Below are 18,243 nucleotides of genomic sequence, written 5' to 3'. Positions count from 1 at the left end.
ACCCGATTTATTCCTCCTCCACTTCGCTTTATTTGCCTAACTCTGACTGATAAACTCCGGCTGCAACCAGAATTGTCTCTGGTTAATGATTGCTCAGGCATGATGCATTAACAGAACGCATGCTTTCGACCGGAGAGAAGTGCAGGATGGATAAAGAGATTCTCAACACCATAAATTCTCAGCACCTTTTTCCCGCGCACAGCGACCGGCATATTTTTTTTGGTGTTGATGGTAAATTCATTGGCCACTCGCTGATTACCATCATGTCGATAATCAAGCATGCCAATGATGTTCGTTATCACTTTCATCTTATCTCTTCGGAAATATCTGCAGTTGATACTGCGCGTCTGGAAAAAATATTCGCTGGATCGCCACATGGGTTAACGCTGCATCATATTCAGGATAGTTTGTTTAGCGCGTTCCCTACCACAGAGTTGTTCACTCGCGCGACCTATTATCGTTTTCTCGCTCCGCTTATCTTGCCGCATGCCACTAAATTGCTTTATCTCGATGCCGATATGGTGTGTCTGAATCCTCTTGATGAATTATGGCAGATTGCCATGCCAGCTGACGTTATTGCCTTGGTGGTTGGCGAGATTCAGGCATTGCAACCGCAGTTGGCTGAAAAGGTGGGCTTGCGTGGAAAGCGCTATTTTAATGCCGGCATGATGCTGATTGATGTTCAAAAGTGGAACCGCGAGCAGATCAGTGAACGCGCTTTTAATTTGCTTAGCGAAAAGGGAAAACAATTCCAGTATCTTGATCAGGATGCGTTGAATACGTTGCTTGAGGACCGTGTGATATTTACGGAAACGCGCTTTAACACCATTAATATGCTCTCACACGATGATAGCGGTTATACACAGGATGTGCCGAAAAATACCTGCTTATTGCATTATGCGGGTGCCGATAAACCCTGGCAGCGGTGGAATCAACAGCACGTTGGCCATTACTATCGCGATCTTTATCAGATTTCACCATTAGCCGACGTCTCTTTTGAAACACCGAAAAACGCGCAACAAGCGAAGAGAATGTACAAATTTTTGTTCCGTAGTCATCAATGGATGCCGGCACTCTATTGGCGCATTAAGTATTTTAAAATGAGGTATTTTTGAGTGCAGACTTTACGTTTAAAGCCGCTGTTAACCGAAAGCAATATTTATCAGCTGTGCTTTCTGCTGTTAACCCTGGCATTTGCGACCTCGTTAGTTATCCCCGCATATCCTAAGAAAACATTTTATCTGGTGGGTTATTTAACGCTATTTTTTCTGCTGGCCCAGGGAATAAAAAGAAAATTCATTATCGATAAGAGTGCTTTCATCGTCGCTATTCCCATTCTATTATTGGGCATAGTCAGGGTAATATGGTCGCGTGTTTATGCCGATGCCTATTTTAGCGATGTAGTGGATAACTATTTTCAGGGCGGTAAACTTTTCATTATCTCCGCTTTTGTCAGCTATTTTTTCATTGCGTGGCGTCACTGTTTGTCAGCGAAAGTCCTGCGCATTAGCGTGTGCTTGTTAATATTTGGCTTGCTGCTGACGCTGGGCGCCGGCTGGTACGAACATGCTCAGACGCAGCAACGCATTAAATTACTCACCGATTCAGCCGGTACCGTTTCATACCTGATGACGGCGTTAGCATTAACTGCCCTGTTTATTGTGAATAAGGTCATAGTTCGCCGCCTTAATCAAATCCTGCTGTTCACCGCTATCTTTGTGGTGAATATGCTGCTGATGTTTCTCACTGAGTCACGTGCGGCGGTGTTGGTGCTGCCCGTTTTATACTTGCTCTGTTTTTATCTGGTTCATCGCTGGGCAGGAAAATATTCGCTGGTGATTTTAGTTCTTTGCATTGCGGGGGGGCTGTTCTTCATGCCCAGCTCCATTATGCATCGGTTGGACAACATCCAGAACGAAATAGACAGCTATCAGAAAAATAATGATACCTCAATTGGTGCGCGCTTCTCGATCTGGAAAAGTGGCTATCACAGCGTTTCCTGGTCGCTGCTGGGGCAAAGTCCGGATGACAGAACGGATAAAGCGCGCGTTTATATTAAAACCTATGAACGCGCTAATCCTGAGGCTTATAAAAATGTGATGTATCACTTGCACGATGATTTTTTAGAAACGCTTTCGCTGCAAGGTATCGCGGGTGCTGTCACCCTGATTCTTTTTTATGTCGGTTTAATTGTGGCGGCAATACGTCGTCGGGCATTGGATGTTGCGCTGCTTCCTGTTTCCATTTTTATATTCGGTTTGACTGATACCGTATGGATTCAAAGCAGTTCAGTGTTTATTCTGATGGCATCGATTATTATGAGCTATGCGCTGATGCAGCATAAGCCCCGAACGCATATCTAATATTTGTCAGGTCGCCATTGAAGGCGACCGATTTTCTCAACGCTTCAGTTCATTCTCCGCAATTTCATTCTCAGATATTTTTTCTTCAAACTAAATCTGACTTTACTGTCCAGCAAAAATGAAACGAAAGAGACGTTTTCAATCGCCTGCTTCACCACCTGTTTCTCATGTTCATCGTTAATCAGCGGATAAAACTTATGCGCCAGATTGATCCAGTGACAAGCGAGCAGGTTGCGGTAGCTTTCACCGAGCACATTATCCATCTGTTGCGTGGCTTTGATCAGCATCGATATTTTATCGGCATCCAGCGCGCTGGAGAGACTTTTTTCTCGTTTGAAATAGAGATACGGGCTCTGCTTCGCTAAAAATATCGTCTGACTGGCTCTCAGAATCGAGGGGAATAAATACGCATCTTCGTAGCAACTGAAGTCAGGGAAATGGTTATCTTCCAACAGCGAGCGTTTAATAAACTGACCGATAAAATGCGCCTGGATATCACGATGGATAAGGAATTTTTCAATCACCTGATGTTGCGACAAGGCGTTAACCTGCAAACCTTTCCACTGGTGTAGTTTGGTCTTCTTTTCATAAATTTCATTCAGCGGCGCCAGCAGAATATCGGGTTGTTGCGCCTGCAAAAACTGCACGATGTCAGCAAAAGAGTTCGGCAAAAGCTGATCGTCACCATCCAGCATCGTGACAAAATGGCCGCTGCATTTGCTGACGCCGAAATTTCTCACTTTGCCGATGTTACGGAACATCACGTCAAAGATTTTCACCTGGCTGAATGAAGCGGCAAAGCTGTGCAGCAACGCGCTGGTGTTATCTGTGGATGCGTCATTCACCACCACAACCTCGACCGCATCCTCAACGCCAGAGCAGGCCTTTTTGAGGCTGTTTAACGTCTCAACAATGTATTTTTCGCAATTGTGAGCCGTGACCAGGACGCTGAGAGTGCAAGGTGAATCCATAGTTAGCATCTATCCGTTAATGTTCTGAGAGCATTCATTGCTAACAAGTCTATCGCTTTCTACGCTGAAGGGAATGAAATTGTGTTGCATGGTTTAGGTAATCATACTCACAGCTCTGCGCGTCGTTAATCAGCACAACTAAACTTTCCTCCCGCCTTGCCGATGTTTTTTACCACTGAGTCCGTGCGCTTTGCCCCACGATTTTGGGGCTCTACGATCAACTTCTGGTGTGGAAAAATGTCATGATCGCAACGCCCTTGTCAGGCCCGGCGGCTTCGCCGGTGGAGATGGTTTCGCTCAAACGTATCGCACAGCGCGCGGATAGCCTGGCGGTGTTCCTCAGTTGGGCGCTGTTGCCGATTGCACTTGCCGTTGGCTGGCTCAATGACAGCGTGCTGGTGGCGCTAATTGCGGGTTTGGTATTGGCGCTGCTGGCGACGTTTTTCGGCACCGCGCTGCGCGGTACGCTCACGTCGCGGCTGGTCTTATCCGCGCTGTTAATCGGCTGGGCTGGGCTGCTTATTCAGGTTGGCGGTGGCGCAACCGAGTACCACTTCTCGGTGTTTGTGTTGATGTCGGCGCTGCTGGCGTGGCGAGATGTGCGCCCGTTAGTGATGGGCGCGGCGGCGGCAGCCACGCATCATGTGTTATTCAATTATCTGCAGGAAAATGATCTGTTTGGCGTGGTGGTGTTTCATCATCCCGGCTGGGACATGGTGTTTTTCCACGCGCTGTTTGTCGTGGTGCAAACCGCGATGCTGCTGGTGATTGCACGCCAGATGGCAGCGGATGCGCGCTCGGCCAGCGAAGTGGCGCAACTGGCGGCACACATTAATCAGCAAGCCGGTTATCTCACGCTGCGTGCCGATACTCAGCAGAGTGAAACGCCGTTCGCGCGCACCTTCAGTACTACGCTTGGGATCCTACACGGCACTTTGCATCAGGTCAGCGACGGCGTCGGTCAGCTGCTGGCGGAATCCGACAGCATTCTGGAGCGCAACGCCGCGCTCTCGACGCGTACCGACGAGCAGGCGCAAGCGCTGGAAGTGGCGGCCAGCGCTATGAGCGAAATCAGTATCGCTGCCAGCTTAACCCGGGACAAAGCGCAAAGCGCGTGCGAGCTGGCGAGTGAAACCCGCGCGGTGGCGACGCGTGGTGAAGAGAATATCCAGTCGGCGATTCGCTCGATGGAGAAAATCAGCGAAGAGTCGAGAAGGGTGAAGATCATCCTGGAGCTGATCGACGGCATTGCGTTTCAAACCAACATTCTGTCGCTGAACGCCTCGGTGGAAGCGGCGCGTGCCGGTAATCAGGGACGCGGTTTTGCCGTGGTCGCCAGCGAAGTGCGTAATCTGGCGATGCGCAGCGAAAGTGCGGCACGCGAAATCCGTCAACTGATGGATGCCAGTTCCACCAGCACCGAACACGGCACCGTGCAGGTGGAGCATGCGGCGCAAACCATGCGCGAGATTCACAGCAGTATTAGCGGGTTATCGCAGCTGGTGACGGAACTGTCGGCGATGAGTGAGCAGCAGAATTTGAGCATTGAGCAGATTCAGCAGAGCATCAATAGCATTGATCACAGCGTGCATCATAACGTGCAGCACGTGGCCGAAACGCTGCAAGTGGCGCAGCAGCAACAGCAGCAGGCCAATGCGCTGAAGCAGGCGATTTCGTTATTTAAGTTGGGGTAAGCGTGACCTTTGCAAAGGTCGCCATGAATGGCGACCTTACGTTAGTTACTCTACGCCATTAACCAGCAGCACGCGGTATTTCGCGCCTTTCAGGCGATGCGCTTTGGCTTCCTGATACGCCGGGCTGAAATACCAGCCTTTCGCCGCCTCAGCATCCGGGAATTCGAGCACCACCACGCCTTCCGCTTCCGGGCCTTCCAGCGTTTCCAGGGCGCCATAAAACGCCAACGGGGTGATGGGATGGTCGCCGCGCGCCTGTCCGGCTTTCTCGGCATACGTCGTCAGCTCGTCCTGGTCTAAGGTTTCGTCCTTAATAAACACCACATATGCAGCCATTATTTCTCTCCTCGCGCCTGGCGTTTGTCTTCAGTGTTGTTATCGAAATCGGCGGCATCATGGCGCTCCAGCAGCTGATCCTGCGGCTCGGCACCAAAGGCACGATTCACTTTACGCCCGCGAATCACCGCCGGACGCTCGGCAATCTCTTTTGCCCAGCGCACCACATTTTTGTACGACTGCACATCAAGGAATTCGCTGCCGCCATATTGGTTGTTCAGCACCAGATTGCCGTACCACGGCCAGGTGGCGATATCGGCGATGGTGTATTCGTCACCGGCGAGGAAGCGATGGTCGGCCAACTGACGATCCAGCACGTCCAGCTGACGTTTAGCTTCCAGCGTGAAGCGGTTGATGGCGTATTCGATTTTTTCTGGCGCGTAGTGATAGAAGTGGCCAAAGCCGCCGCCGAGGTACGGTGCAGAACCTTGCAGCCAGAACAGCCAGTTCAGGGTTTCGGTGCGGCCTGCCAGCGAGGTCGGCAGGAAGTGACCGAACTTCTCGGCCAGATAGAGCAGGATATTGCCGGATTCAAACACGCGCTGCGGTGGCGTGACGGAATGGTCGCTCAGCGCCGGGATTTTCGAGTTCGGGTTTACATCGACAAAACCGCTGGAGAACTGATCGCCATCGCCGATACGGATCAGCCAGGCATCGTACTCGGCGTCTTTGGCACCCACCGCCAGCAACTCTTCCAGCAGGATGGTAATTTTCTGGCCGTTTGGCGTGCCGAGCGAGTATAGCTGCAGCGGATGTTTGCCGACCGGCAAGGTTTTGTCATGCGTCGGCCCGGCGGTTGGACGGTTGGTTTTCGCGCCGTTACCTTTGGCTTCCGGGTCCCAGGTCCAGACTTTCGCGGGCTGATACTGATGTTCCGACATAGTGGTTTCGCCTTGTTGTGATTGTATTTTTGCTGCTACTGAGTGTAGCAGCGCGTGATACAGGCGATTTAACCGCGCTGGCGGTGGGACGCAAAGTCCGATTATGTAAAGTTCTCTTGCGTAAACAGCATAAAGTCCACTCTACCAGGCTGATAGGTGTCGGGGATGTCGCCCTCTTCCAGATGCCGCAGCATCAGCGTTAAGGCAAGCTGAGCATGGCGCAGGGTGTTTTGATCGAGGGTGAGGTTCAGCACGCGATCCTGCAACAGTCGGCGTGTGGTGCTGTACAACTCGTGCGTGACGTACAGCACTTTACCGTCGAGACGATGACGCGCCAGCGCTTCGTGCACCTGTGTGTTGCCAATGCCGGTGTTATACAGCCCGACAATCGGCGGCGAGGCGGCCAGCGTTTTTTCTAACAGGCGGCTGATGCGTTCGCGCTCATCCTGACCGGCAAGAATCTCGCGCAGGCGCAGCTGCGGAAAGCGTTCGGCCAGCACCGCCTGAAAGCCCTCAATGCGCAGGCGGTGGGCTGCGTAATCCGCGCGTCCGCTCATCAACACCACTTCACCCGGCTGCGACAGCATGCTACCGAGCATCAAACCGGCGGTGCGCCCGGCTTTGTATTGATCGATACCGACGTGGCACAGCCGCGCGGCATCGGGCAGATCGGCGACCAGCGTGATCACCGGCACGCCGCGCGCTTTACAGGCGGCGAGCGCATCGTAGATCAGCGGGTTTTGATGGGCGAAGACGATCAGCGCATCCATCTTTTTACTGCTGGTGGTGATGTGTGCGGCGAGTTTTTCCGGTGCATTTTCCGGGATCAGCGTGCGATGCAGACGCAGGCGGCGATAACCGAGTTGGTCGGCGAGTTTGGCAAAGTCTTGCGCTAATTGCTGAAAGAAGAAGGAGGCGTTGCCGCTGAGCAGCACTTCGATCTGCCACGGATGGCGATGCTCCTCGGGCAAAATGCGTTTTAAACCGGCGTCACGCGCTGCCTGCAGGATTTTTTTGCTCATGGCGGGCGATACGCCACCGCGATCGTTGAGTACCCGGTCAACCGTGGCGACACCGACGCCCAGTTGTTTTGCCAGCTCGGCCAGCGTCACTGCTTTCATGTTGCGTGCATTCCAATAGAGCGGGCCCTCATCCTAACCTTCTCCCGCCAGCGGGAGAAGGGATCAATCGAGCAAGCCGCACCATCCCTAACCCTCTCCCGGTGGGAGAGGGTTAGGGTGAGGGCATCAGCGCGCACTCAACTATCCCAACAGCTCACGCTCAATCAGTTCGCGGGTTTCCACCGCCTGATACTTCATCTTCTCCGGATAACCGAACAGCGCCGCTGAGATAATCGACTCGCCGCCAACCTTAAAGGTGCGGTTGGCAAAATTCATCTCGCGCAGTGCTTCAAACAGCGCATCGAAATTCACTTCGCCTTCACCGACCGCCACGTGCTGGTGGATGGTGGCATCCACGCCTGGCGGGTTGACGATATAACGGCAGTGCTTAGTGTGGTTCATGGTATCGGCGATCAGCATATGTGAAAGATCGTCGCCGGCGTAATGCAGCATGTTCTTCACATCGCCCACACCTTTGTCGTAATAGAAGGTGTGCGGTGCGCTGTAGATGTATTTCACGTTTTCGCTGCGGAACGACTTCACAATGTCTGCAGTTTCGTTGCTTTGCTCGCAGAAATCCCACGGATGCGCCTGAATTTCGACGCGGATGCCTTCACGTTCGATGATCGGCAGCAGCTCTTCCATCGAACGATAGAACATCTCTTCACAAATTTCTGGCTCGTTGGGATTGCCCGAAAGCTCGGTGTTGATCACCTGCACACCCATTTCGACGGCAATCTCGATCATGCGTTTCCAGTTCTTCACCGCCGCCTGACGACGCAGTTCATCCGGGCCGGACCAGCGATATACGGTAATGAACGAGGAGATCTCCAGCCCGGTGGCATTCAGCGCGTTTTTGTATTCGCGCATGATTTCACGGCTGGCTTTCGGATGTTTATAAAACGGGTTGATCTGCGGGTGCGGCGACTGCTCGATGTACTTGTAGCCCCATTCCGCCACCTGATGCACCATGCGCGTGATGCCGAGATCCCTGATTACATCCACATCAAAAGCGATTTTCATTGTTTTCTCCTGAGCGTTAAGCGGTGCGGACTTTGATGATGACCATACTGATCTTTTTACGCGCTTCATCACGTATTCTGATGTGAAACCATCAGCCGGACCGCTTTGAATACGCACATGAATATCAAACATTTATTCTGAATGGTATTAAGATGAAATGAGTTATTTCATTTTTGCGAGAGCGATCAAAATAATGAGAGATTCTCTATCACTCGAAGCCAATTACTGATGATTTCTGTGCGGGATGATTGGTGATTTACCGCAGGTTAAGGCATTATTTTTGATAATTTATTATCATTTCATTCAGGGAAGTAGCGCATGAGTAAAATCACCATGACCGCGATTGCCGCCGCCGCCGGGGTTGGCGTGGCGACCGTCGATCGCGTGTTAAATCGTCGTGCACCGGTGCGCGCTGCAACGGAGCAGAAGGTGCTGGAAACCGCTAATCGCCTCGGTTATCGCATCGGCAATGTGCCGCTGCTGAGCGGCACCGCGCCTGCCGCCAGCGTGACGCTGCGCATGGGCTTTATCCTGCTGTCAAAATCCTACTCGTTCTATCATTCCCTCACTGATGCGCTGCGCCAGCATACGCAGCCGTTTCATCCGGCAGGCAGCGAACCGCTTTTTACCTGGCACGACATTGATGATGTGGAAGCGGTGGTGGCCTCGCTGTATGCGCTGGCCGGGCAGGTGGATGCGGTTGGCTTAGTTGCGCTGGACCACCCGCTGATTCGCCATGCGATAGAAAACATATCGCGTCAGGGCGTGCGGGTTTATGCGCTGTTTTCCAACTTTTCGCCGTGCGGTCACGCCGGTTACGTTGGTCTGGATAACCAGAAAGCCGGACGCACCGCCGCGTGGATTGCCACGCACCTGTTGCATCAGCCGGGGTCGGTCGGCGTGCTGGTGGGCGACCATCGCTTTATCTGTCAGGAGAGCAATGAGATCAGTTTCCGCTCCTATCTGCGTGAACAGGACAGCGCGCGACGCGTGCTGGAGCCGCTGAAGACCAACGAATCGATTGATGGCGGCTACCGTTCCACGCGTCAGTTACTGGAAGAACATGCCGATTTGGCGCTGATCTTCGCGCCTTGCGGCGGCATTGAGGGTGTGATTCATGCGTTGCGCCAGCATCCGCAGCGTAAGGTGGCGTTGATATGTCACGGTCCGGTGAAAGAGGGCGAGCTGGCGCTGATTGATGGCACCATTACGGTGATGATCCGCAACCGCATCGACGAAATGGCCATGCGTCTGGCGCAGATGGTGCAGCAGCATCATGCGCAGCCGGGCGATCATTTCTCCCAGATCATCCTGCCGTTTGATATCGTCACGCGTGAAAACCTGTAGGCCGCGTCGTTGCTGTATTTGATATATTTTCTATCATTTTAATGATGCGAAATACTATGATCGCTATCAAAAAATGAATGTTTCATGGTTGTTGATGATGAAATATTTATTTGATACTTGCGCCATCCACTACCTCAAGGAACGATCATGACTATCCATATTGCTAACGCGCCCTGTAGCTGGGGCGTTGATGACCCGAAAAATCCCTTCCTGCCGCCGTGGCAGAAAGTCCTGAGTGAAGCGTCGCAGGCCGGTTATAAAAGCATTGAGCTGGGCCCATGGAGCTATCTGCCGGTTGAGCCTGCCGAACTGCGTCAGCAGCTGGAAGCGCACGACTTGTCGCTGGTGGCGGGCACCATTTTTGATGATTTGGTGAGTGAAGCCAATTTCCCGGCGATGGTTGAACTGACGCACAACATCTGTCGTAACCTGTCTCTGGTACCGACCGCGACCAAAACCCATGCGGACAACAAGCTCGCACCTTATCTGGTGATTATCGACTTCGGTAATCCAGAACGCGCCAAATACGCCGGTCAATCCGCCAAGGCGCCGCGCCTGTCAGCTGAAGCGTGGCAGCGCATGATGCAGCACATCACCACGCTGAGCCAGATTGCCTGGAACGAATACGGCGTGCGTGCGGTGATCCATCCGCATGCCGGCGGATGCATTGAGTTCGCCGACGAGCTGCAACAGCTGGTGGAAGACATTCCGCATGAAGTCGCTGGTTTGTGCCTCGACACCGGCCATCTGTACTACTCCGGCATGGATCCGATTCCTTACCTCAGCCGCTACTGGGATCGCATCGATTATCTGCACTTCAAAGACGTTAACGATGCGGTATGGCGCGACGTGATTGCGCGCGGCGTCGATTTCTTTGCCGCCTGCGCAGAAGGCGTGATGTGCCCGATTGGCAAAGGGGCAATTGATTATCCAGCGGTGCGCGCCTTCCTGGCGGAGCGCAATTATCAGGGCTGGATCACCGTCGAGCAGGAGCGCGATCCGCGTGATGCCGACACCAGCCTGCGTGACGTCACCGCCAGCCTGCACTATTTGCAATCGGTCGGATTCTGAGGAGAACAACATGATCAACGGCATTAAAGCTCTCGATCGCTCGCTGCGCTGGGGCATGGTTGGCGGTGGCGGCACCAGCCAGATTGGTTACATTCACCGTTCGGCGGCCACGCGTGATAACAACTTCACGCTGCTGGCAGGCGCATTCGATATCAACGCCGAGCGCGGCCGCGCCTTTGGCACTTCGCTAGGTATCGAAGCCGATCGCTGCTACGCAGATTACGAAACCCTGTTTGCGGCAGAAGCGGCGCGCGCCGACGGCATCGAAGCGGTGTCGATCGCCACACCCAATAACACGCACTTCGCCATCTGCCGCGCCGCACTGAATGCGGGTCTCCATGTGGTGTGTGAGAAGCCGCTGTGCTTCACCGCTGCCGAGGCCGATGAGCTGGAACAGCTGTGTGCTGAGAAGAAGAAAATCATCGGTGTGACTTATGGTTACGCCGGACATCAGCTGATTCATCAGGCACGCGAAATGATTGCCGCAGGTTTGCTGGGTGAGATCCGCATCATCAACATGCAGTTCGCGCACGGCTTCCATAACGAAGCGGTAGAATTGCAGAACGAGAGCACCAAGTGGCGCGTCGATCCGCGCTTCGTCGGGCCGAGCTATGTGCTGGGCGATTTGGCGACGCATCCGCTGTTTATCGCCGAAACCATGGTGCCGCATCTGCAGATCAAACGCCTGCTGTGCAGCCGCCAGAGCTTTGTCAAAACCCGTGCGCCGCTGGAGGATAACGCCTTCGTGATGATGGAGTACGACAACGGCGCAGTCGGCACTATGTGGGTATCGGCGGTGAACTGCGGTTCGATGCACGGCCAGAAGGTGCGGGTGATCGGCGAGAAAGCCAGCCTGGAGTGGTGGGATGAGCAGCCGAATCAGCTGCGCTATGAAGTGCAGGGCGAGCCGGTGCAGATTCTCGAGCGCGGCATGGGTTATCTGCATCCGAGTGCGCTGGCTGACGACCGTATTGGCGGCGGACATCCGGAAGGATTTTTTGAAGCCTGGTCCAATCTCTATCGCCGTTTTGCGCTGGCAATGGATGCCACCGATCGTGGCGATCAGGCATTCCTGAAAGACTTCTGGTATCCGGGCGCGCATGCCGGTTTGATGGGCGTGCGATGGGTGGAGCAGTGCGTGAAGTCTGCGGATGCGGGATCAGTGTGGGTGACGTGCTAAGGGGGCGGTAAAGAAAATGGGTCGGCATGTCCAGCCGACCCAAAATGAGCATACCGAATGACTTATCGCGTGCAAACAATGTAAACAGTAGGAGCTGTTGATTTTGAGGCGATATCTCCTACGGTGCCTAGGGTGGAATCGAAATTGCCTTTGAGGCCTTTCCAGCTATCACTCAATGCATACCAAGTGCTGATGAATCCACTTTGTGTTAACAGCGTTCTGGCTTCAACAAAGTCGCCGCCTTCCTGGGCAAATACGGCCAATTCTGCGGAACCAGCTAGATGGGCACCCATATTGTTACAAAAATCTCTCACCTCCTGAACAGGCGGTGTTACCCCAGTCGAGTCATAGGCAAGGGCAAGGTATTGATGATTGCCGGCTCTGTATACCGGAGTAATGGTCTGACTGATCGTTTTCTGAGAAGTGTTAGCCAGCAACGCTTGAACAGTGCCCTGTCTCTTATTGCTGTTCACATGCAAGCTATCAAGAGTGGCGGTCGCCGTACCTGTAGCATCAGTGAATGATTCGCTATCGATGCTACCAATATCGGTCGACCAGTTAACTTTGTAATTGGGTACCGCCTGATTTTGCGCATTTTTTACCACCACGCTAATCACTGGATTCTCGCCACCAAAACCGTATACCGCGTTTTTAGAGGTTTGCATTGATGTAATCGTGGCGGTGGAGCTATCGACCACAAATTCGACTTCCGGTGCGGTAACTGGCGCGTTGGCTCCGACACTCACGCTGACAATCCCTTTGCCTGGTGCACCTGATTGCAAGGTATTATGCGATTTTCCCTCATCATCTGTGCGCTGTGTTTGCCCGTTAAGTTGGCCAAAGTTGGTGGTCCAGTTGATAAGCAGCCCTTTCACGGGATTGCCATAGCGATCTTTCACCAGTGCGGTATAGGTCGCTTTACTGGTGTTGTCCGCTGGAATTTGTCGTGCATCCACGATCAGATCACCGGCGTTAAGGCTGGCGCTACTGGTCTCCGCCGTGAACTCCACCGCCGTCGCCGCCACCGCCGTGCCGCTACCCGGCTGCGCCGTGACGATAGCTGCTCCCAAAACCGTTGAGCTTAACGTTACCGTCGCCACGCCTGAGACGTTGGTTTTACTGCTATTCTGCGCCAGGTTGCCGCGGTCGGTGCTCCAGCTCACAGATAAATTGCTCAGCGGGTTGCCATAGGCATCCTTAATCGTTGCACTGTAAGTAATTTTCTCACCGCTATTCGCGATGGCGCTGACTTTGTCCGCCGTCACACCGCCATTGGCGATTTGTGCACTGGCGGTATCTGCCGTCACCGTCACTGGCGGTGCATTCACAGCCGCGCTGCTGTTGACGCGAGCGTTAACCTGCACGGTGCCTGCTAATGTGGCGGTGAGTGAGATAGTGGCCTCACCAGCGGTATTGGTGGTAGACGTCGTACCGCTCAGCGTTCCACCGCTGGTTGCCCAAGACACAGGCAGGTTGGCTACGGGGTTGCCGTGGGCGTCTTTCACTACGGCGCGGAAGATCGCCATGTCAAGAGTGCCCGCTGTGATGCTGGTTTTGTTTACCGTTAAATCACCGTCGCTGATGCTAGCCGAAGCGGCGTCAGCCTTGAAGTCAACCACCGGCGCATTAACCGCTGCGCGGCTGTTCACCACCGCCTTTACTTGCGCGTTACCTGCAGCCGTAGACGTTAACGTTATGGTTGCCTTACCGTCCGGACCAGTCACGCTGGCCGCACTGCTCAGCGTGCCGCGATCGCTACTCCATCCAACGGTTACGCCACTCACCAGGTTACCGGCGGCATCGATGACCCGTGCCGTATAAGACACGCTGTCGCTGCCGTTAGCCAGCGCGCTAGTTTTGTTGGCGGTGAGATCACCGCTGTCCAGACGGGCCGATGCCGCGTCGGCGACGATGTTTACCCTCGGTGCATTTGCCGGGTTGCCGTTGACCGCAGCGATGATCTGCGCCGACCCTACAGTGGTACCGGTGAAGGTAACCGTGGCCTCACCGTTGACGTTGGTGACAGACGTTGCATCGCTGAGTTTGCCAAGGTTGCTGGTCCAGTTGACCTGCTGATGCGCCACTGGGTTGCCGTTAGCGTCTTTAACCACCGCCGTAAAGCGTGCTGCATCCGTGCCGCTACTCACAATGGTGGTTTTATCCACGGTCAGATCGCCGCTGCCGATTCGCGCGCTGCTGGCATCGGCGGCGAAAGTCACGAGGACGGCACTTAGCGCGGGTTTGCCAACCAGCGCTGCGCTTACACCCGCCTGGCCCATTTGGGTTGAGGTCAGCGTGACCTGGGTTTTGCCGTCTGGCCCTGTCACGCTTGTTGTCTGGCTAAGTGTTCCGAGTGAGGTCTGCCAGTTTACAACTTGTGCGGGCAGCGGGTTTCCGTTTTTGTCCTTCACAGTAATGGTGTAAGTCACGAGATCGCTGCCATCGGCCACGGCACTGGTTTTATCCACAATAAAGTCGCGCGCGTCGATGGTGGCGCTAGCGGCATCGGCGGTAAAGCTGATGACGGGTGCATCCACGGCGGCCTGCGTGCCAAGCTGTGCCTGTACCTGCACATCATGCGCCGCAGTATCTTTCAAGGTGACGATGGCAATACCGTTTTTGCCACTCTGACTCACAGCAGCACTCAATGCACCACCGTTACTGTGCCAGTTGAGCTTCACGCCCGGTACTGGATTGCCATTGGCATCCTTAATCAGCGCGCTGAAAGTGACAGAATCGCTACCATTGGCGATGGCAGTGGTTCGATCAACTGTAAGGTTACTCCTATCCAGTGCGGCGGTGGATGCGTCGGCAATGAAATTCGCCAGGGCGTTGGCGCTGCCGTTGGCGGTAGACGCGGTAACTGTAATGGTTTCTGCCGCGGTATCGGTAAAGGCTATTACCACCAAGCCGTTGTCGTCGCTGATGGCCGTCAGGCTACTGCCTGCTGCGACTTGCGCGGAGCCACTCAATGCAAAGGTCACGGTCACACCCGCAACCGGGTTGCCCATAGCATCTGTCACGCGAGCTTCTGCGCGAGCAATGGCACTGCCGTTGGCCACTACATTATCCCGTGTCAGACGTAGATCGCCGTCAGCCACGGTGGCGCTACCGGTGTCGCTAATTTGTTTAATGGTCAGCGGGCTCAGTTGCAGCGTATCGATGGTGGCACTGAGTTTAACGTCTGCTGCACGCGTACCGGCGGTTAGCGTGGCGAGGTATTCGCCATTGCCTTTTTCTGTGACAGCACTCAACACCGGCGTCTTCGCGGCAGCGGTAGCCGCATGGGTGCTGGGGCGAGCACCAACACCGGCTTTCTCCGGGGCGTTGCTCAACTCGGTAGCACTTAGCGCGATGGACGCAGCCACATCGGTCACTGGCTGCTCGTTTTCATCGCGCAGCAGGATGCTGATCTGCGACGTGGCCTTACCGTCGGCAAGCAAAGTGGCAGGCGAGGCGCTCAGCGTGCTAGTGCTGGCATTTATCGCCGGGCTACTGACGTTGACCACAGTCGAGGAAACTTTCGAACGGTTATTACGTGTGTCTATGGCCACGCCGCTTAGGGTATAGCGGTTATGGCCGCCAGCGATAAAGCGCGGTAACACGATTTGGTATTGGTTGTTACCCAGGTCCTGAATGTGACCACCCGCAGCGACGATCGCGGCGTCGTTCCAGATAATTGATGCCAGACCGTACTTGCTGATGATCTTGTAATTCAGAGCCACGGTTTTACCGCTGCGGCCATTGATTTCGGTCGGCAGGCCAAGTTGAATCAGCTCCTGTTTGCGATATTCCAGCACGATATTGTTATTACGCTCAACCAGCGCCATACGGTTAGCAGCTAAAGTGCGGTTTAGATTTACGGCGCTGGGATCGAGCTGGCTACTGAGCGTCTGACCCAATTGATAGTTGAACTGGAGGCCTAATTGGGATTCGCGCTGATGACCACTGGCTTTATGGTCCAGTGTGAACGACACCAATGGCACCGGGGTATAGCTCAAACCTGCGGTGAAGGCAGCAGGGTTACTTTGGCGCCTCTCTTTGCTGAACAATGCAACTTCTTCACCGTAGTATTTTTCGTACATAAAACGCCCGCCAATCGCCGGGTAGACGGGTAGCCAGGCCTCGGCCCGAAGGTCGAACCCGTTTGCCGGGCGAGCATCGTAATCTTCAACATCTACAGAGTTGCGCCAGCTGCTCAGGCGATAATAACCATTTCCGGAAAGCTTGAGATAGTCGCGCCACGCTTCGGCACCAATGCCCATTCGTTTATGGCTGCGGCTAATGTTCTGGTCGTAAAAGGCGTTGTAACCAAACATCCAGCGGCTAGTGAAGTGACGCTGGCCGAGACCGAGGTTACCAGTAAATTGACCGTCTTTATTGCGCAGGCCTTGCTGAGCGAAAAATAGGCGGTCCGGCGTCTGATTGAGCGGTAACAGCAGGTCAAACGAGCCAGTCTGCGGCTTAAAGTGCTCATCCGTGCCAAGCTCGACGCGTGCGGTTCCCCATTGTTTTAGCCATTCTTGCGCCTGGCCTACGGCGGCGCCAGTGACCTGCTGGCTGAGATAGCCGCTTAGGTTACCGGATTGATGCGCCTCAGCCAGTCCACTGGCCTGCTGGGCAGCGCTGCTGAGTGAGGTCTCTTCGCCCGGACGGATGGCGGCTTCAACAGATAATGCCCAAAAGGGTGTGAGTGCCATGCCCACCTGGACGGCAATCTGGGTAAAGATGAGCGGTCGCATCCAGCGGGATGAGGCATCGGCGCGTGACGCTGACGAACGTGTGTTGTCCATAAAATTCTCGTGTTTTGGCTAAAAGGGGGTCATGAAGTAGGTGAGGGGGAATTCTCACGCGGGGAGAAGTTGTTAGCGCTTGAGACGGGTCTTAAACCTTTTAAGTGATTTGAAAAAAGCAAGGCAGGAACGACTTGCGAGGAACAAGATTAAAAGGGGGATAGGACGAAAATACCGCTAGATGGACAACAACACATACGCTTACGAGGCGACCTGTAGATAGGCAAGTGTGTAAAGCGCTGGCTTGATGCGATATCAGTTCAGGCGTCATACTTGCCGTTTTTTTCACGCTTTACCTAAAAATTTGATGCCATTTTATCTTCGATTTCTCTGCGTTTTTACGCGCTTTTTGGCGCCTTTATGCGCTTTTATACCAGGCGTAGAACAATATTCTGTCTGCAACCAATAATCACACCCCTCATCATTAACCCAACGCAATATAACAGTTTTATTTCTGTAATAGTTAAACCTGGCTTATAACTATTGTACAAATAAAAACCGAATTCATGCTGTCTTCCTGAAAATAAAGGAGCATCTTTGACGGTAATAGCAGAAAAAGAAGACATATCCTGGAGAAGTCACATTTTGTCTCATTCGCATAAAATGCTGTCTTAGGTGATTTTTTAGATCTTTAGATCGTTAAAATACAAATGTTAAGTTTTTTATTCTAAAAAAGGATCTTAAAAAAGATCAAAGATCTGTAAATTAACCGTTGCGCTAATTTTTTTAGGGTTATATTTCAAATTAAGCACGAATAATCAAAAAAACTTTCAATAGGTTGAAAATTGTCATTTACTTAAAGCGGTCGAAGGGCTCCAACATTACTTCGATTAATGTTTTATCTGCTGTGGAAATGAAAGTTCATTGCTTGAGCAGAGACATTTTTTATGACGATTTTTGAGGCTTAATCATGAAAAGCAAGTTCGCAGTATTGGTTGCAATTACGGCTTCTCTTGGATTTATTGGCACGACAACTGCTGCTGATGGCACGATTAATTTCACGGGTACAATTACCGATAACGCTTGCACGGTGGATACTGGCTCTGCCAACCAAACCGTGAATCTGGGCACCGTTTCGAGCAAAACCTTCACCGGAGCCGGTGTCACCGCGGCACCGACTCGCTTCAACATTAATCTGACAAGTTGTCCTGCTGCGGTAACCTCGGCCAGCGTACGTTTCGATGGCGCAACCTCTGCGGGAAATAACCAAATCCTCGCTCTGAACTCAGGGCAAACTGCCACTAATGTGGGTGTCGCGCTGTATGAGCAAGACAGTTCCACTCTCATCCCTATCGCCAGCAAATCGGCTGATCGTCCAATCACGGCAGCCGGCCCTAATGTACTGACCTACATAGCGAAATATTACGCTACGGCCACGCCAGTTACTGCGGGTACAGCAAACTCCACGGCGACCTTCACCATTGCTTACAACTAAGTAGTTTCAGAGCCGCGTCATGCGGCTC

Annotated in this window: 13 protein-coding genes; 7 read left to right on the top strand and 6 right to left on the bottom strand. The window is 53.3% G+C overall.

Going from position 1 to position 18,243, the window contains the following annotated elements; genetic code table 11:
* The first annotated feature begins 146 nt into the window (after positions 1–146).
* Positions 147–1,115 (top strand): glycosyltransferase family 8 protein, encoded by a 969-nt coding sequence (locus MWH02_RS16920; protein ID WP_101762332.1) that lies wholly within the window; start codon positions 147–149, stop codon positions 1,113–1,115.
* Entirely contained in the window at positions 1,116–2,363 is a 1,248-nt protein-coding gene (locus tag MWH02_RS16915) for an O-antigen ligase family protein (RefSeq protein WP_271461094.1), read from the top strand.
* A gap of 44 nt (positions 2,364–2,407) precedes the next feature.
* On the opposite strand, the gene MWH02_RS16910 is transcribed toward MWH02_RS16915, so the two are convergent.
* Positions 2,408–3,334 (bottom strand): glycosyltransferase family 2 protein, encoded by a 927-nt coding sequence (locus MWH02_RS16910; RefSeq protein WP_271461093.1) that lies wholly within the window; start codon positions 3,332–3,334, stop codon positions 2,408–2,410.
* 242 nt (positions 3,335–3,576) lie between these two features.
* On the opposite strand from MWH02_RS16910, the gene MWH02_RS16905 reads away from it, so the two are divergent.
* Positions 3,577–5,028, top strand: a complete 1,452-nt coding sequence (locus MWH02_RS16905) for a methyl-accepting chemotaxis protein (protein WP_271461092.1) — start codon at positions 3,577–3,579, stop codon at positions 5,026–5,028.
* A 45-nt stretch (positions 5,029–5,073) separates the two neighbouring features.
* On the opposite strand, the gene MWH02_RS16900 is transcribed toward MWH02_RS16905, so the two are convergent.
* The 4 genes from MWH02_RS16900 to MWH02_RS16885 form a co-directional block, all read right to left on the bottom strand.
* Entirely contained in the window at positions 5,074–5,364 is a 291-nt protein-coding gene (locus tag MWH02_RS16900; protein ID WP_192235922.1) for a DUF1330 domain-containing protein, read from the bottom strand.
* Positions 5,364–6,245, bottom strand: coding sequence for a glutathione-dependent disulfide-bond oxidoreductase (gene yghU / locus MWH02_RS16895; RefSeq protein WP_137385013.1), 882 nt, complete (start codon positions 6,243–6,245; stop codon positions 5,364–5,366). Before yghU ends, MWH02_RS16900 begins: the two co-directional genes overlap by 1 nt.
* Before the next feature lie 101 nt (positions 6,246–6,346).
* Positions 6,347–7,366: a LacI family DNA-binding transcriptional regulator gene (locus tag MWH02_RS16890; protein WP_222211658.1), complete on the bottom strand. Its 1,020-nt coding sequence runs from the start codon at positions 7,364–7,366 to the stop codon at positions 6,347–6,349.
* A gap of 141 nt (positions 7,367–7,507) precedes the next feature.
* Positions 7,508–8,389, bottom strand: coding sequence for a sugar phosphate isomerase/epimerase family protein (locus tag MWH02_RS16885; RefSeq protein ID WP_007888450.1), 882 nt, complete (start codon positions 8,387–8,389; stop codon positions 7,508–7,510).
* A 318-nt stretch (positions 8,390–8,707) separates the two neighbouring features.
* Between MWH02_RS16885 and MWH02_RS16880 the strand changes: the two genes are divergently transcribed.
* The 3 genes from MWH02_RS16880 to MWH02_RS16870 all read left to right on the top strand — a co-directional run bounded on the left by MWH02_RS16880 (position 8,708) and on the right by MWH02_RS16870 (position 11,987).
* Entirely contained in the window at positions 8,708–9,736 is a 1,029-nt protein-coding gene (locus MWH02_RS16880) for a LacI family DNA-binding transcriptional regulator (RefSeq protein ID WP_271461091.1), read from the top strand.
* Between the two features lie 147 nt (positions 9,737–9,883).
* On the top strand, positions 9,884–10,807 hold the full coding sequence (locus MWH02_RS16875; protein WP_271461090.1) for a TIM barrel protein: 924 nt from the start codon (positions 9,884–9,886) through the stop codon (positions 10,805–10,807).
* 10 nt (positions 10,808–10,817) lie between these two features.
* Entirely contained in the window at positions 10,818–11,987 is a 1,170-nt protein-coding gene (locus MWH02_RS16870; protein WP_271461089.1) for a Gfo/Idh/MocA family protein, read from the top strand.
* Between the two features lie 62 nt (positions 11,988–12,049).
* Here MWH02_RS16870 and MWH02_RS16865 read toward each other — a convergent pair whose 3' ends face one another.
* Positions 12,050–16,780 (bottom strand): Ig-like domain-containing protein, encoded by a 4,731-nt coding sequence (locus MWH02_RS16865; RefSeq protein ID WP_271461088.1) that lies wholly within the window; start codon positions 16,778–16,780, stop codon positions 12,050–12,052.
* Positions 16,781–17,690: 910 nt separating this feature from the next.
* Between MWH02_RS16865 and MWH02_RS16860 the strand changes: the two genes are divergently transcribed.
* Positions 17,691–18,215, top strand: coding sequence for a fimbrial protein (locus MWH02_RS16860; protein WP_101762319.1), 525 nt, complete (start codon positions 17,691–17,693; stop codon positions 18,213–18,215).
* Positions 18,216–18,243: the final 28 nt, after the last annotated feature.

The organism is Pantoea leporis, assembly GCF_028048155.1.
Taxonomy (GTDB): domain Bacteria; phylum Pseudomonadota; class Gammaproteobacteria; order Enterobacterales; family Enterobacteriaceae; genus Pantoea; species Pantoea leporis.
The sequence above is the reverse complement of the archived record's forward strand: the minus strand, read 5'-3'. Positions and strand labels throughout refer to the sequence as shown.

Excerpts from the sequence above, each read along its gene's own strand:
- MWH02_RS16920 (WP_101762332.1), top strand. The coding sequence starts at position 147 with ATGGATAAAGAGATTCTCAACACCATAAATTCTCAGCACCTTTTTCCC.
- MWH02_RS16910 (WP_271461093.1), bottom strand. The coding sequence starts at position 3,334 with ATGGATTCACCTTGCACTCTCAGCGTCCTGGTCACGGCTCACAATTGC.
- MWH02_RS16905 (WP_271461092.1), top strand. The coding sequence starts at position 3,577 with ATGATCGCAACGCCCTTGTCAGGCCCGGCGGCTTCGCCGGTGGAGATG.
- MWH02_RS16900 (WP_192235922.1), bottom strand. The coding sequence starts at position 5,364 with ATGGCTGCATATGTGGTGTTTATTAAGGACGAAACCTTAGACCAGGAC.
- yghU (WP_137385013.1), bottom strand. The coding sequence starts at position 6,245 with ATGTCGGAACATCAGTATCAGCCCGCGAAAGTCTGGACCTGGGACCCG.
- MWH02_RS16890 (WP_222211658.1), bottom strand. The coding sequence starts at position 7,366 with ATGAAAGCAGTGACGCTGGCCGAGCTGGCAAAACAACTGGGCGTCGGT.
- MWH02_RS16885 (WP_007888450.1), bottom strand. The coding sequence starts at position 8,389 with ATGAAAATCGCTTTTGATGTGGATGTAATCAGGGATCTCGGCATCACG.
- MWH02_RS16880 (WP_271461091.1), top strand. The coding sequence starts at position 8,708 with ATGAGTAAAATCACCATGACCGCGATTGCCGCCGCCGCCGGGGTTGGC.
- MWH02_RS16875 (WP_271461090.1), top strand. The coding sequence starts at position 9,884 with ATGACTATCCATATTGCTAACGCGCCCTGTAGCTGGGGCGTTGATGAC.
- MWH02_RS16870 (WP_271461089.1), top strand. The coding sequence starts at position 10,818 with ATGATCAACGGCATTAAAGCTCTCGATCGCTCGCTGCGCTGGGGCATG.
- MWH02_RS16865 (WP_271461088.1), bottom strand. The coding sequence starts at position 16,780 with ATGGACAACACACGTTCGTCAGCGTCACGCGCCGATGCCTCATCCCGC.
- MWH02_RS16860 (WP_101762319.1), top strand. The coding sequence starts at position 17,691 with ATGAAAAGCAAGTTCGCAGTATTGGTTGCAATTACGGCTTCTCTTGGA.